Raw genomic sequence first — 13,447 nt, 5'->3', positions numbered from 1 at the left:
CGTCCCCTGACTATATAAGAGTGATAAGTTTTAAATACGCAAAAGAGGTTACAAATGACACTAACGTGCCAAACAGGAAAATAGTGAATCCCTTTTTAGCGATAAAGTCCGATACTCTCTCGGGCAAATAATCCATTAATGCTAAACATACATTGACAGAAACAAACCCCAAAATTAATGCGTAACCTCCAAGGTGTGGATTTTGCTCTTCAAAACCCAGCAGTACAAAGCTAAATGAGTATATGGCACTGGCCCAAATCAGTAACAGTAAGCCCTGAACACCAAACCTCAAAAAACCGAGCAGTAGGGCGAACGCAACCAGCGCCAAGGTCAGCTCTTGCATCTCCAGCGTCGATGTGTGGCGATAGCAATACACAGATAATACAAAGGCAATTGAAATGGCAACATTGGTGCTGCGTTTTTCTTTTAGGCTGTTCCAGCGTTGCGCAAGGCTCTGTCGGTAACGATGATAAAGTCGATCTAACGCCCACACTGCCACAGAGGTAACACCCCAGAGGCTCAACGTAAGATAAGGCTGATAAGTTTCTAACGAGACGCTTGTTGTCCATGGCATTAAGAAAAATTGAACAGCAAGTGCCACGACGATATGAATGACCGAGAACCGAGTTTTCTCCAACTGGACGCGCCACCAGTGAAAACTATCGGTATCGAGCTCGGGGCACATGTCGCTGTCAACTGCGTGCGCAAACTGGCGGGTAAAAACCCGAGTGGGGCGGTTATGGAGCCCCAGAAAACGCATAAACTCAAAATACCGCGGCCGGTAATTTCCGAGTAAAAGCTTGGAGGCCGGAAGCTCTTCTCCGCGACCTTGGCTAGGCTGGAGAATCAGATGATTATAATAGTGGCGATAGGTATTTAAACGTGCCGCAAGGTAGCCCAGTTTGGCGCGCTTATCCGGGTCTGAGTGTTGCTCGTCAAACCACCTAAATTCCGTTGCCGCCGACTGGACAAGCGCATAGGGCATGTCGACACCGCGATACGAACAAAGTCCGTTGGCGAGCATGACTTCAAAATATGACCGGGTTTTTAAGTGAAGTAATCGGGTCCCTTCGATGAGGGATTCAAAATAGGCGAGCTTAGCGTCGGCAGATGGCAAATTAAATAAATGCGAAGCCAGCGCGCTGGCTTCGTCATGTGCAGTCTGCTCTTGTTCCTGGCGCAGATGCACGGCCTGCGCCGTGGCTGCGTCAGCATCAACAGAGCCGTCCCGTTCCCGAAGGTTATGGGCCATTTGTTTCGCAATATCCCGGTGCGTTGATGGCGATGGCCGCTCTGGCGGTGAATGTCGCGATTCTGTGGATTCTGTCGTGACGGTGCTATTATTCTGATTGTGCGGTTCAGCCGTCATACGTTTGCACTGGCTTCGCGCCCAATCAAACGCCTCGCGCAAGCGCTGATAACCATCGGGATCTTGATCTGGGCGGATTTGCTTTAAAAGACGAGAATAAGCGGCCTTGACAACTTTTTGGTCGTTGGTGGGCGAGATCTCGAGAATAGTCCAATAGTTCAAATGTGTGCTTCCTTACCTTACTGGGGTACCAACATAATGTGCTGCTGTTATTGTATTTGCATCTAATAATGCCAAGGCTCGATTTTAACCAAAATTTGCCGAATGCCAACCCCAGCATTCAAAACCTATTATGCGCATAATGTATATTATGTTAAATTGTGTATCTCCAGTCCTACAGCAGCCCACGTGGTTATCACAAGCTCAGATTATGCACTCTTATTAACGGCACCCCTCCCTGACGGCAGCATAGCGAGTTTTTGTTAATTACATCAAACAACGATAGTGGTTATCACTCGTATTATTGCTAGAATACCGTCTTTGCCGCTTTATATTTATCCAAGAACACTCACCAACACAGGGATGATGCCACGTGGGACTACTCAGTAAACCGAAAAAACGCAAACATTACACCTGTGACTTCAAACGCCAGACATTGGCACTGCTCGACAGCGGCTTGACGCCCGCCGAGGTGGCGCGACAACAGAATATTCGCGAGTCTAACATCTACCGCTGGCGGCGCGAGTTTATGGTGCATAGCATTGATGCGATAGATGCCTTACGAAGTGAGCTAAAGCGACTCCGGCAAGAAAACACGCAACTGAAAAACCGTATCAAGCAGTGTGACAAGTCGCTAACCGAGGCGCTTTAAGGGTAACCCCTCACGCCCCACAATATCGCGACCTGCACGGGCGCTGTGCACTGGGTAACGAGATGCCAATAACGGATGTGCAACCGCGTCAAAAAGTGCCGTTTCTAGGCCGATGACACTTGCACCCGTGTGGTAGTCCGGCGTTATACTCAAGCAACTGGTCGCAATACCTTTCTTTTCGTCACAATCGCGACAGATACTCACATTACACTCAACAGGGGCTGTCTTACGAGTTTGATTGGCTTGCCGATTGCACAGCCGACACTTGCGGCGCCAACCCGTGATCGATGACTCGCACAGACCATTCCGTGTATTGACGACAGAAGAGATGTAAATGAAACGGCAAAACGAGACACTAGAGCGCATTTATCGCGAAATAAAAACGGTTATTCTGGCACGCCAGCACCCGGTTACCGGGCTGCTGCCCGCCAGCACCGCATCAACCCATCACGGCGATTACACCGACGCCTGGGTACGGGACAACGTCTATTCGATTATTAGTGTCTGGGCGCTCAGTATCGCCATGGATCGCGCTGGGCAAAAAAACCGCTGCGATTTGCTGCAGCAATCCACCATTAAGCTGATGCGTGGTTTGTTGCAATCTATGATGCGCCAAGCGGAGAAAGTCGAAAAGTTTAAACACACCCTAGACCCCTTTGATTCGCTCCACGCCAAATACGACACAGCGACGGGCTTACCCGTGGTGGCCGATGACGCCTGGGGACACTTGCAGATCGACGCGACCTCGATTTTTTTGCTAATGCTCGCACAGATGTCGGCCACAGGTTTGCGTATTGTCTGCACCGGCAGCGAAGTCGATTTTGTACAAAATTTGGTCTATTACATATCCAGCGCTTACCGGACCCCGGACTTTGGTATTTGGGAGCGTGGCAATAAAATCAACAACGGTCTAACTGAGATAAACGCCAGCTCTGTGGGTATGGCTAAAGCGGCTTTGCAAGCACTGGATGGTCTGAATTTATTTGGCCCACACGCAACCCGTCGCGCGGTTATCCATGTGGTACCCGACGCGGTATCGTTGGCACGTAATACGTTGGGCGCCCTGCTCCCGCGTGAGTCTTTGTCTAAAGAAGTCGATAGCGCGCTGTTATCGGTGATTGGTTTTCCCGCGTTTGCGGTGGGCCGGGTCGAGCTACTGACCAAAACACGCGACACTATTTTATCCAAGCTAGGTGGCAATTACGGTTGTAAACGATTTTTGTGGGATGGCCACCAAACCGCAATCGAGGAAAATTCGCGGCTTTATTACGAACATTCCGAGCTGGCCGAATTTGAACATATCGAATCGGAATGGCCGTTGTTTTATACCTACTTGTACATCAACGCCCTGTTTGATGAACTGGGCACTACGGCGGCTCACTACCGCAAAAAAATCGAATCTTTGATGGTGACCAAAGACGGTATTGGCTTGATACCTGAGCTCTATTACTTAGAGCAGGAGCACGTTGCCGCCGAGAAGAAACAACCTCGTTCGCAACCTAGGCAACCCAATGAGAACATTCCGCTGGTATGGGCGCAAAGCCTCTACTATACCGGTTTGCTCTTAGATGAAGGCTACCTCAACACCGAAGACCTAGATCCGCTGTATATCCGGCGCCGCTCGACGCGCTTTTCTCAGGCCCAAATCGCTTTGGTGGTACTGGCCGAGAGCGATCAAGTTAAAAGCACCCTGGCTAAAAATGGAGTCATTGCCGAGTCGCTGGAGGATATTAAACCCATCACTGTGCTAACAGCGCCGCATTTAGTGGAGGTTTACACCCGCGTTGGCGCCAACGATGCGTTAGGTCTAACCGGTCGGCCGCGCCGGCGCTTACAAAGCTTGGCGACATCGCATACATTTCGCATCAACAATAAATCGTGTCTGTGTTTGTCTTGGTTACAAAGCGAAGAAAACGATTACCGTTTGTTTGATGCCGAGTTTTTTACCGAGTGCTTAATCTCTGAGATCAACCATATTCGCAAGCACTGGATTGACCCGGAGGTGGCGGTATTTACTCTTAAAATTAGCGCCGACTTATGCGCCGTACCCAATGCAGACGTGTTGTTTAAAGCACTCAAAGACTTGCAGTTGCGCACGACTCACGAGCATGTCGGCAACGCATCGGCAAGTTTGGCGCTGCGAGCTTCGCGCGCGACTAAATTTGCATTGCCCGACATTTGTTTAACGCCCATCAAAACACAGCACACGCCGGTAATAACTGAGCTGCCTTTTAGCAATCAACAGTTAACGGCGAGCGCCCGTCAGCTTATGGAAAGCGTTAACAGCGATGATCCTAATACGCTTACTCAGGCGTTTGAGAGCGCCATGACCGGGCGCAACTTAAGCGACATCGCCAGTGACGATGGCACCCTGAGCTTGCGCGAAATGTTTACCGCGCTGTCTCATTATGCCCAGCAGACCAACCGCTGGGCGCTCGCGCGTATCTGCTTTGCGTATTTGCAACACGGCCATAATGATCTGGCCAACAGCCTTACCTTACTGGCGGCACGCCACTTAAAAATCACCATTGGTGAGGATAACGACAGTGAGCTGACCATTAGCTCGCAACTAACCAATGATGAGATTATCGACGGTTTGGTTAAGGTTTTATCGCACCCGTTAGAGCGCGCCCTTGCGCAAGAGGCCATCATCGCCATCGGCGGCTTACTGCGCACCCGACCCTACTTATTTGAGGGGCTGCGCTCTATTGCGTTGCACAATTTTATTTTACTGTGCTCGCACTACGATAACGAAGCGCTCTCCCCCATTGAGTGGCTCGCCACTCAGTCACCATCGTACCTCTACAACAAACTGCGCAAAGTACTCGACTCTCAGCGCAAGGTGTTTTCCCAGGGCGTTAACCATAGCTTTCACTTGGGCCACGAGCAGTCGTCCTTACTGCAAGGGAGTGACGCCATTGCCGCCAACGCGGTGGGCGCCGATTGGTTTGAGTGGCGCTTGGCAAGAGGTTTTATTACGCGCTTTGACGACGAGTTTTTACAGGCGATTTGGCAGAGCTTGGCGAGTGCCAATACATTAGTGTTTGGCGACAGTGACAGCGATGAATACTCGCTTGATTGCGAGCTGATCCGCAGTTCTATGACCTCTGGCGAGGAGAGCTTTGCCCAGCTTATCGACCACTTAACCCAGTCGTTACACCCGAGCTATTACAAAAGTGCGGTGGTAGAGGCGTTGCATTGCTTCACGCTATTTTGCCAAAACAATCCTAAGGCTTTCTTTGACCGACCGGTAGTTTTTAGCCGCTTGCTTGAAGAGGCCGCGAGGCTTTGGTCCGAGGCAACGGAGGGGCTTTGCGGCAATAATCGCAACATCGATTTGCTGCTGCAGCAGTCGCCCCGCGTGCTACAAGACTATATGATGCAAGCGCTGGCCAGCGAGGCGGGCACCGCCGCCCCGTCACCCGACTCACTTGCCACTACGGAGTAATATGGATGGCCGGTTGGCCAGCGGCGGTCACGGGGCTACAATGCCTGCCTTATTGATGCCACGCTTAGGTAATTGCCGCTGACATGCTCGACCAACCTCAGGTAGTAGAACTCCCGTACCAGCGCGATAGCGTGGTTTTTTTTACCGCGCTAAAATCCCTGCCCGACCCCATTTGGCTCGACAGTTGCCAGCCCATGAGCCAACAAGGCCGCTACGATATTCTCTCAGCGGCTCCCCACAGTCGGATTACCACGCGGGGCGATATCACCACGATCGTGCGGCACGGCGACACCAGCCAAAGCCAGGAAGACCCTTTTAGGCTACTCGAGCAACTGTTGCCCACGCCGTGCGAAGCCGCTGTGCTCGATGGCGAAGCACTCCCGTTTTGTGGCGGTGCTCTGGGCTATTTTGGCTACGATCTAGGCCGCCGGCTGGAGTCAATTCCGGCTCACGCCGAGGCAGATTTGTCGCTGCCCGATATGCACTTTGGCCTTTATTCGTGGGCGGTAATTAGTGATCACCAACGGCAAAAAAGTGTGTTGGTGGCACAGCCTGAGGTGGACACCCGCCCTGTTTTAGCGCGTCTTACCGCCCTGCATGACTTAAAGTTAATTCTAGAATACGACAGTAAATCGCTTAATATCAGTGACTTCGAAGGATGTTCTGATAAACAGCATTACTTTCAAAAATTCGATACTATCCAAAAGCACATCCTAGAGGGCGACTGCTACCAAGTTAACTTTGCCCAGCGCTTCAGCGCCACTTACCAAGGCGACCCACTCGCCGGCTACCTGGCATTGCGCGCCCAACTGCCCTCACCTTTTGCCGGCTATGTGCCCTTAGAAAACGGCGCATTGCTGTGTTTATCGCCCGAGCGGTTTATCGCCTGTGACGATGGCATCGCAACCACCAGCCCCATCAAAGGGACGATCGCGAGAGGCCGCACACCGGAGGAAGATAAAAAACATCAGGTAACACTGAGCAACAGCGATAAAGATCGCGCCGAAAACCTGATGATTGTCGATTTGCTGCGTAACGATTTAAGCAAAACCTGCCGTGAGGTAAAAACCCCGACACTGTTTGAGCTACAGAGTTTTGCTAACGTTCACCATTTGGTCAGCACCATCACCGGCCGCCTGCGCCCCGGAGTTAGCTCTCTGGATGTATTGCGCGCGGCGTTTCCCGGTGGCTCGATTACCGGTGCGCCAAAGGTGCGCGCCATGAGCATCATTGATGAGCTTGAGCCCTATCGACGCGGCCCCTACTGCGGCAGCCTTGGGTATATTAGCACCTGCGGGCGCATGGACAGCAATATTGCGATTCGCACGGTTATCTGCGATCAGGGGCGGATGCACTGTTACGGTGGCGGCGGCATTGTGGCTGATTCCGATGCCGAGAGTGAATATCAAGAGAGCATCACCAAGGTGGCATTACTGCTGCGCACCTTGGAGCGGGAGTTTGGCAGGCTATAAGCCACTTACCACTAAGCTGTTTACCAGATGGCGCTGGCGATCAGCAATAGTAAGGCGCCTATCACCACCCACTTGCCAGCATAGTAAGCCGTACGGTTTTTGCGCTTGATAGACTTTAGTAGTTTTTGATAGCCCAGCAAGCCCTTGCCCAACTTATTGCCAATACCTGAGTTAGTCGCGTCGACATTATCGATCATAAAAAGACGGTTAAAAAAGCGACCAAAATACCAATACCCTTTTTGCACAAAACCGAGTTTAAGGGGGCGATCAATGTCCGTCATTAAAATAATACGTGGCGTATCAGTCTCGTTATAAGCCGAGTGCAGGTAAGTCTCGTCAAAAATAATGCTGTCGCCATCGCGCCAAACGTAGTGAAAATCATCTACTTGCAAACCGCATTTGTCGCTATTGGGTGTACTCAAACCCAAAGAGTAGCGCAAGGTGTAGGCAAATGGGTCGTGGTGCTGGTTGAGCTTTTTACCGGGGTTTAATACCGCAAACAGCGCCAAGTTTAAGTAAGGGACCTGCTCTAACAGTGCCATCGTTTTGGGCGCCAAGTCGTAGGCCGAGGGAATTCGGTGGTCATAGAGTTTTAAGTAAAAACTGGTCCAGCGGTTATCTTTGTAAAAGCTGCTGGCGGGCAAGTCTTCTTTGGCAGTAATGTTGCCACCTTCGTACAGGGCCAGCGCCTCGTCGCGAATTACCTCCCAGTTATCTTGAATAATCGCCAACTCAGGGAAGTTCTCGATACTAACGCGCGGCGTGGTGGGCACTTTAGACAAGCCGTAAGCCGGCAAGTTAAAAGGCACCATAAAGGTCGAGAAATCAGACAGTTGCCGAGTTAAAGGAAAGGTTGCCCGGTTGCGCGTACGCACAAACACAATGCACAGAATATAAACAACGATTAACCCAATAATTACCGCCATACCGACCTCATAGTTGACCGCCAGCTCCTCGCTATTAGCGGCTGGGGCTGCGTATCATACTCAAAACCACGCCCGCGACCAACTCTATTGCTCCGTTGAGGGCGCCTGACTTTTAAGCAGCGCCTGCCGCTCACGTTCGTACTCTTGGTAACTTACAGAGCTTTGTTCGCGACACTCTGCTTGCTGACTGAGCGGTAATTTGCCGCAGTCCCAGCGCGACTCATTGCGAGCACTCTCGTACACCGCTTGTTTGGTGCAGGCTGCTTGCACCGCGACTAGCAACGTTAAGAAAGCCACACTCTTTAACCTACTCACTGTTAATCTCCTTCGAATTCAATGACATGGTGTACTTTAACGCTCAATGCTGAAAGTTTAGCCAACCCGGGTAAATCTACCAAAGCTACCGCAAAAGCGGCTCCCACCAAGGTGGCCTCAAAGCCCTTTATTAGCTCGACGGCAGCTTCTGCCGTGCCTCCCGTAGCGATCAAATCATCCACCAATAGCACCCGCTCGCCCGCGTGTATCGCATCGGTATGAATATGCAGAGTATTCTCACCATACTCCAACGTGTAAGCGGCCGCGCGAGTGGCCCTTGGCAGCTTGCCCGGTTTGCGGGCCAACACTAGGCCACAGCCAAGCTCCAGCGCCATGGCGGCGCCAAACACAAACCCTCGCGCCTCGATGGCGACGATTTTATCAATGCCCGAGTCGCGGTTTGGCTCGCACATTAGCCGTATAGTTTCACGCAGCGCCTCCGGTACTTGCAGCAAGCTGGTTACATCGCGAAAATTAATGTCTGGCTTGGGGTAATCAGGGATCGTGGTAATCGTTGCTTTGAGCTGGTCGATATTCATTGGGGTACCGGTCTCGCTTCGGGTTAACAGTTAAGGGTGGCAGGCTGTTAAGCATAGCGCACGGCGGGGAGATACTGTAATATGCGCGGCCACTCCATACTTCACGCAATGGCGAGCATTCGCATCTGCGTACCGGTCACACCACAGGATTTACCACCTATGAGTTTTACCCAGTTGGGCCTATCCGCCCCAATCCTTAAAGCCATTGATGAAAAAGGCTATACCGAGCCGTCGCCTATTCAGGCGCAAGCAATACCGGCGGTATTGTCGGGCCGTGACGTGATGGCGGCGGCGCAAACGGGAACGGGTAAAACCGCAGGCTTTACTCTGCCGATCCTGGAAAAGCTCAGCCAAGGTAAATCAGCCGGTGCCAACCAAGCCCGCGTGCTGGTGCTTACCCCCACCCGTGAGCTGGCCGCCCAGGTGAGCGAGAGCGTTGCCACCTACGGCAAATACTTGCAGTTGCGCTCTACCGTTGTGTTTGGCGGGGTTAAGATCAACCCGCAAATGATGAAGCTGCGCGGCGGCGTCGACGTATTGGTCGCCACCCCCGGTCGCCTGCTGGATTTGTACAATCAGCGCGCCGTTAAGTTTGACCACTTAGAAGTGCTGGTGTTGGACGAAGCGGACCGTATGCTGGATATGGGATTTATCCACGATATTAAGAAGATCTTGGCGGTGCTACCCAAAAAACGGCAGAACTTGTTGTTTTCGGCCACCTTCTCTGAAGAGATTCGCGCCCTAGCCAAAGGCTTGGTGCACGAGCCGGTGGAAATATCCGTGACCCCACGCAACCGCACAGCGCCCACGGTTAAGCAGTGGATATGCCCGGTAGACAAAAAGCAAAAGCCCGACTTGTTAATCCGCCTGATTATGGATAACCAATGGGAGCAAGTGCTGGTGTTTAGCCGCACCAAACACGGCGCCAACAAGCTTACCAAGCAGCTCGAGGCGGCACATATTCGCGCTGCCGCGATTCACGGCAACAAAAGTCAGGGCGCGCGTACCAAAGCGCTGGCCGACTTTAAAGCGGGTGCGATTCGGGTATTGGTTGCGACGGACATTGCCGCTCGCGGGCTAGACATTGACCAGCTACCACAAGTGGTGAACTTTGACCTGCCAAACGTCCCGGAAGATTACGTTCACCGTATCGGCCGTACCGGTCGCGCGGGCTCGACAGGACAAGCAGTATCGCTGGTAAGTGCCGACGAGTTTAAGCAGCTAAGCGATATCGAGCACTTGACCAAAACCTTACTGGACCGCCAGATTGTCGATGGTTTTGAGCCAACCCACGACGTGCCCGAGTCTAGCTTGACGCGCCGCGCTCCCAAGCCCAAAAAACCTCAGGGGGCAGCCCCTAAGCGCCCAGGCGGTGGTCGCCAGCGCCGTGACGGCTCACCTCGCAGCGGCAAACCCGGTGGCGGGCGATCCGGCGCAGGTAAAAATGTTGAAGCGAAAAGCGGCCCTTTTGCCAAGAAAAAAGCACCGGCTAATCGTTCACCCCGGCCCAGCGGTAATCGTTAATTAACTAAAACACCCGCTTGGTGGCAGCCATGACGGTGCCACTAAGCGATTTAGCCAGCAAGTTTATTTGGTGACGCGTCGCGCCCGAAAGCTGCGTCCTTTGAGTTTTCCGGCGGATAACTTACGCAGCGCTTCATCACTCGCTTTGCGCCTTACCGCGACAAACGCACTTTGATCAAAGATTTGAATTTTACCCACGTCGGTGCCGGCAATGCCGTCAGCGCCGGTGAGCGCGCCCAAGATATCTCCCGGCCGTACTTTCTGCTTTTTACCACCATCAATCTGTAGGGTTATCATTGGCGGCAAATAGCTTGAGCTATCGCCACCGGCGCCGGGTAACGGCTCGCAGTGATACTCCTGCCCGGCATACTGGCCGATACGCGCAACCTTAAACGCCTCTTTCTCGCCCACCAAAGTGACCGCTAAGCCGCTATTGCCCGCGCGGCCAGTACGGCCAATACGGTGTACGTGTACTTCGCTATCGCGCGCGGGCTGGTAATTAATCACCGCATCCAACGCATCGATATCCAAGCCTCGCGCCGCGACGTCCGTCGCCACCAATACGGTTAAGCTTTTGTTGGCAAACATCACCAGCGTCCGGTCGCGATCGCGCTGCTCTAAATCGCCGTGTAGCGCTGCAGCGCTAAAGCCTTTGTTACGCAATAGCTCGGCCAATGCCGCAGTTTCACGCTTGGTATTGCAAAAAATGACCGCCGAGTCTGGCCGGTGATCGCGCAATAGCTGCATGACCGCCTGATCGCGGTTTGCGTCGTTAATACTGTAAAAATGCTGCTCGATACTTGAGGTATCGTGTGTACTTTTAACGGTGACCATCACCGGATCGCGCATAACGCGACTGGCCACTTTGGCAATTGTGTCTGGGTAAGTGGCGCTAAACAGCAGCGTTTGACGGCTGACAGGAATTTCAGCAACGATCTCATCCAGTGTTTCGGCAAAGCCCATATCGAGCATGCGATCGGCTTCGTCCAGCACCAGCGAGTGGACTTCAGAGAGCTGCAAATTGCCCTTTCGCAAGTGATCGGAAATGCGTCCCGGCGTGCCCACCACAATGTGCGCGCCGTGCGCCAGCGAGCCTACCTGAGGGCCAAATGGCATACCACCGCACAGGGTCAGTACTTTAATATTGTGGATACTGCGGGCCAGCTTACGAATCTCTTTGGCGACTTGATCGGCCAGTTCGCGCGTCGGGCACAACACCAGCGATTGTACGGCAAAGCGTTTAACGTTTAGCCGCGCCAGTAAGCCCAGCGCAAAGGCCACTGTTTTACCCGAGCCGGTTTTACCCTGAGCGATAACATCTTTACCCGCCAGCACGGGGGGCAAGCTTTCGGCCTGAATCGCCGTCATGGCGCTGTAGCCCAGCGAGGCAACGCTCTGCAGCAGCTCGGGGCGCAGCGCTAGGCTGGAAAATTTCAATTCTTGCAATGCATTTACCTATCAATTCGTTTGCGTTGTGCGCTGGCGCGTCAATTATAGACTCGAGATTTACTGCGCAACCCAAAACAGACCGGCAATAAAAAAGGGCAGGACAAATGCCCTACCCTTTTTTTACCTACCCTTTTAGAGCAAGTAGCTGCCGTGGCAGCGAGTCTTTAGACTCAGAGGTCTGAGACTTCGAAATCTAAGCCTTACAGGCCTACGATGTTCTCAGCCTGAGGACCTTTTTGGCCTTGAGTTACGGTGAACTCAACTTTTTGGCCTTCGGTCAAGGTTTTAAAACCTGAACCAACAATAGCGCTGAAGTGGGCAAAAACGTCTGGACCAGATTCTTGCTCGATAAAGCCAAAACCTTTTGCTTCGTTAAACCACTTAACGGTACCTGTTGTAGTAGACATAGTGTCAATCCTGTTCAATCAATGAGTAAGCCTCTTGTGAGGCGGTTGTGCGCTAAAAGTGTTGCTATTACTTATGACTAAACGGACCAGAACTAAAGGCGTACCGATACTTTGGTGTGGCATAAATATAGGACTTACTTTCAAGCAATATCGAGTATATACCCCTGCTTAGCCTTGTCAACTATAAATATGCTTGTAATTTAGCACAGAGCAAAAGGTTGCAAATTCGTTACACATTAGGGGTTTAAAGTTAAGCTTGGCGGCGCTCACGCACCTGTAAAACGCAATAAATTCCACCAAGTACTAAGGCGCCGCTAAAGAGCAGGCGAAGGCTTAACGCCTCGCCCACAAACCACACCCCGCCGAGCGCTGCCAGCACCGGAACTGACAGCTGTACAACGCCGGCCTGCGTTACTTCGAGCCCAGCCAGTGCCCGGTACCAAATGGCATACCCCAGTGCCGAGGTGACACTGCCGGAGGCCAAAGCCAGCCACACCCCAGCGGTATTGAACCGCAACGGCTGATCGGGCAAAAATACGGGAACCACCAGTAGCAACCCCAGTAGCGGCAAGGCTCGCATAAAGTTTCCCCATGTGGCTAATAACGGTGCGCCCGCATCGCGCCCGGCCAGACTGTATAGCGCCCAACCAGCGCCCGCCAACGCCATTAACAAAACGCCAGGCAAATTGGGGCGCGTCGCACCGGGTAGCAATAGCAGCAGCAAACCAACCAGTGCCAGCATCAGCCCGGCGATCTCGGCAAGCTGTAACCGGTGGCCTGCCCGCAAAGCTGCAAACAACATAACCAGCTGCACCACGCCAAACAGAATAAGAGCGCCAACACCGGTATCGAGCTGCACGTAGGCGTAAGAGAACCCCAACAAATACACAAACAGAGAAGCCGCACCGCCCCAGGACCCCGCCATGGGCGGCAAGCGGCGCTCTCGCCAAAGTACAATCAGTATCAGAGTGACGGCGCCACTAAGCAAGCGGATCGCACTGAAGCTTGCAGGGTCAATTATGGCCGAGCTGTCGGGCGACAAAGCGAGCCGGCACAGCACCGAGTTGCCCGCAAACGCCAACATGGCCAACAAGGTAGTGCCTATTACGGAGGGAGACATAAAACCTACCACTAGAGCAAACGGCCAAGCTTACACGAAGCGGCGCCGGCCCAATAGGGGCGAGCTG

11 protein-coding genes are annotated in these 13,447 nt (G+C 52.7%); 4 read left to right on the top strand and 7 right to left on the bottom strand.

Going from position 1 to position 13,447, the window contains the following annotated elements; all coding sequences use genetic code 11:
• Positions 1–10 precede the first annotated feature (10 nt).
• Positions 11–1,369 (bottom strand): hypothetical protein, encoded by a 1,359-nt coding sequence (locus AACY82_RS02560; protein ID WP_339615187.1) that lies wholly within the window; start codon positions 1,367–1,369, stop codon positions 11–13.
• A 532-nt stretch (positions 1,370–1,901) separates the two neighbouring features.
• On the opposite strand from AACY82_RS02560, the gene AACY82_RS02555 reads away from it, so the two are divergent.
• The 3 genes from AACY82_RS02555 (at position 1,902) to pabB (ending at position 7,100) form a co-directional block, all read left to right on the top strand.
• Entirely contained in the window at positions 1,902–2,180 is a 279-nt protein-coding gene (locus AACY82_RS02555; protein ID WP_339615186.1) for a transposase, read from the top strand.
• A gap of 334 nt (positions 2,181–2,514) precedes the next feature.
• Entirely contained in the window at positions 2,515–5,628 is a 3,114-nt protein-coding gene (locus AACY82_RS02550) for a glycoside hydrolase family 15 protein (RefSeq protein ID WP_339615185.1), read from the top strand.
• An 83-nt stretch (positions 5,629–5,711) separates the two neighbouring features.
• On the top strand, positions 5,712–7,100 hold the full coding sequence (gene pabB, locus AACY82_RS02545) for an aminodeoxychorismate synthase component I (protein ID WP_339615184.1): 1,389 nt from the start codon (positions 5,712–5,714) through the stop codon (positions 7,098–7,100).
• A gap of 20 nt (positions 7,101–7,120) precedes the next feature.
• Here pabB and AACY82_RS02540 read toward each other — a convergent pair whose 3' ends face one another.
• From AACY82_RS02540 to AACY82_RS02530, 3 genes are all read right to left on the bottom strand, one after another.
• On the bottom strand, positions 7,121–8,026 hold the full coding sequence (locus AACY82_RS02540) for an aspartyl/asparaginyl beta-hydroxylase domain-containing protein (RefSeq protein WP_339615183.1): 906 nt from the start codon (positions 8,024–8,026) through the stop codon (positions 7,121–7,123).
• An 84-nt stretch (positions 8,027–8,110) separates the two neighbouring features.
• Entirely contained in the window at positions 8,111–8,341 is a 231-nt protein-coding gene (locus AACY82_RS02535) for a hypothetical protein (RefSeq protein ID WP_339615182.1), read from the bottom strand.
• A 2-nt stretch (positions 8,342–8,343) separates the two neighbouring features.
• The gene (locus tag AACY82_RS02530) at positions 8,344–8,880 is read right to left on the bottom strand and encodes an adenine phosphoribosyltransferase (RefSeq protein WP_339615181.1); all 537 of its coding nucleotides are present in this window, start codon (positions 8,878–8,880) and stop codon (positions 8,344–8,346) included.
• A gap of 159 nt (positions 8,881–9,039) precedes the next feature.
• Between AACY82_RS02530 and AACY82_RS02525 the strand changes: the two genes are divergently transcribed.
• Positions 9,040–10,404, top strand: a complete 1,365-nt coding sequence (locus AACY82_RS02525; RefSeq protein ID WP_339615180.1) for a DEAD/DEAH box helicase — start codon at positions 9,040–9,042, stop codon at positions 10,402–10,404.
• Positions 10,405–10,467: 63 nt separating this feature from the next.
• Here AACY82_RS02525 and dbpA read toward each other — a convergent pair whose 3' ends face one another.
• The 3 genes from dbpA to AACY82_RS02510 form a co-directional block, all read right to left on the bottom strand.
• Positions 10,468–11,850, bottom strand: coding sequence for an ATP-dependent RNA helicase DbpA (gene dbpA / locus AACY82_RS02520; protein ID WP_339615179.1), 1,383 nt, complete (start codon positions 11,848–11,850; stop codon positions 10,468–10,470).
• A gap of 203 nt (positions 11,851–12,053) precedes the next feature.
• Positions 12,054–12,260 carry a cold-shock protein gene (locus tag AACY82_RS02515; protein ID WP_041523209.1) on the bottom strand — a complete coding sequence of 69 codons (207 nt, stop codon included), beginning with the start codon at positions 12,258–12,260 and terminating at the stop codon, positions 12,054–12,056.
• A gap of 250 nt (positions 12,261–12,510) precedes the next feature.
• Entirely contained in the window at positions 12,511–13,380 is an 870-nt protein-coding gene (locus tag AACY82_RS02510; RefSeq protein ID WP_339615178.1) for a DMT family transporter, read from the bottom strand.
• Between the last annotated feature and the right edge of the window lie 67 nt (positions 13,381–13,447).

Source organism: uncultured Gilvimarinus sp., from assembly GCF_963972205.1.
GTDB lineage: Bacteria > Pseudomonadota > Gammaproteobacteria > Pseudomonadales > Cellvibrionaceae > Gilvimarinus > Gilvimarinus japonicus.
Note: the sequence above shows the minus strand (reverse complement) of the source record. Positions and strands in the feature narration are given on the sequence as shown.

Bases quoted from the DNA above. Each gene is read 5' to 3' on its own strand.
- AACY82_RS02515 (WP_041523209.1), bottom strand. From the start codon at position 12,260: ATGTCTACTACAACAGGTACCGTTAAGTGGTTTAACGAAGCAAAAGGT.
- AACY82_RS02530 (WP_339615181.1), bottom strand. From the start codon at position 8,880: ATGAATATCGACCAGCTCAAAGCAACGATTACCACGATCCCTGATTAC.
- AACY82_RS02540 (WP_339615183.1), bottom strand. From the start codon at position 8,026: ATGGCGGTAATTATTGGGTTAATCGTTGTTTATATTCTGTGCATTGTG.
- AACY82_RS02510 (WP_339615178.1), bottom strand. From the start codon at position 13,380: ATGTCTCCCTCCGTAATAGGCACTACCTTGTTGGCCATGTTGGCGTTT.
- AACY82_RS02525 (WP_339615180.1), top strand. From the start codon at position 9,040: ATGAGTTTTACCCAGTTGGGCCTATCCGCCCCAATCCTTAAAGCCATT.
- AACY82_RS02560 (WP_339615187.1), bottom strand. From the start codon at position 1,369: ATGACGGCTGAACCGCACAATCAGAATAATAGCACCGTCACGACAGAA.
- pabB (WP_339615184.1), top strand. From the start codon at position 5,712: ATGCTCGACCAACCTCAGGTAGTAGAACTCCCGTACCAGCGCGATAGC.
- AACY82_RS02550 (WP_339615185.1), top strand. From the start codon at position 2,515: ATGAAACGGCAAAACGAGACACTAGAGCGCATTTATCGCGAAATAAAA.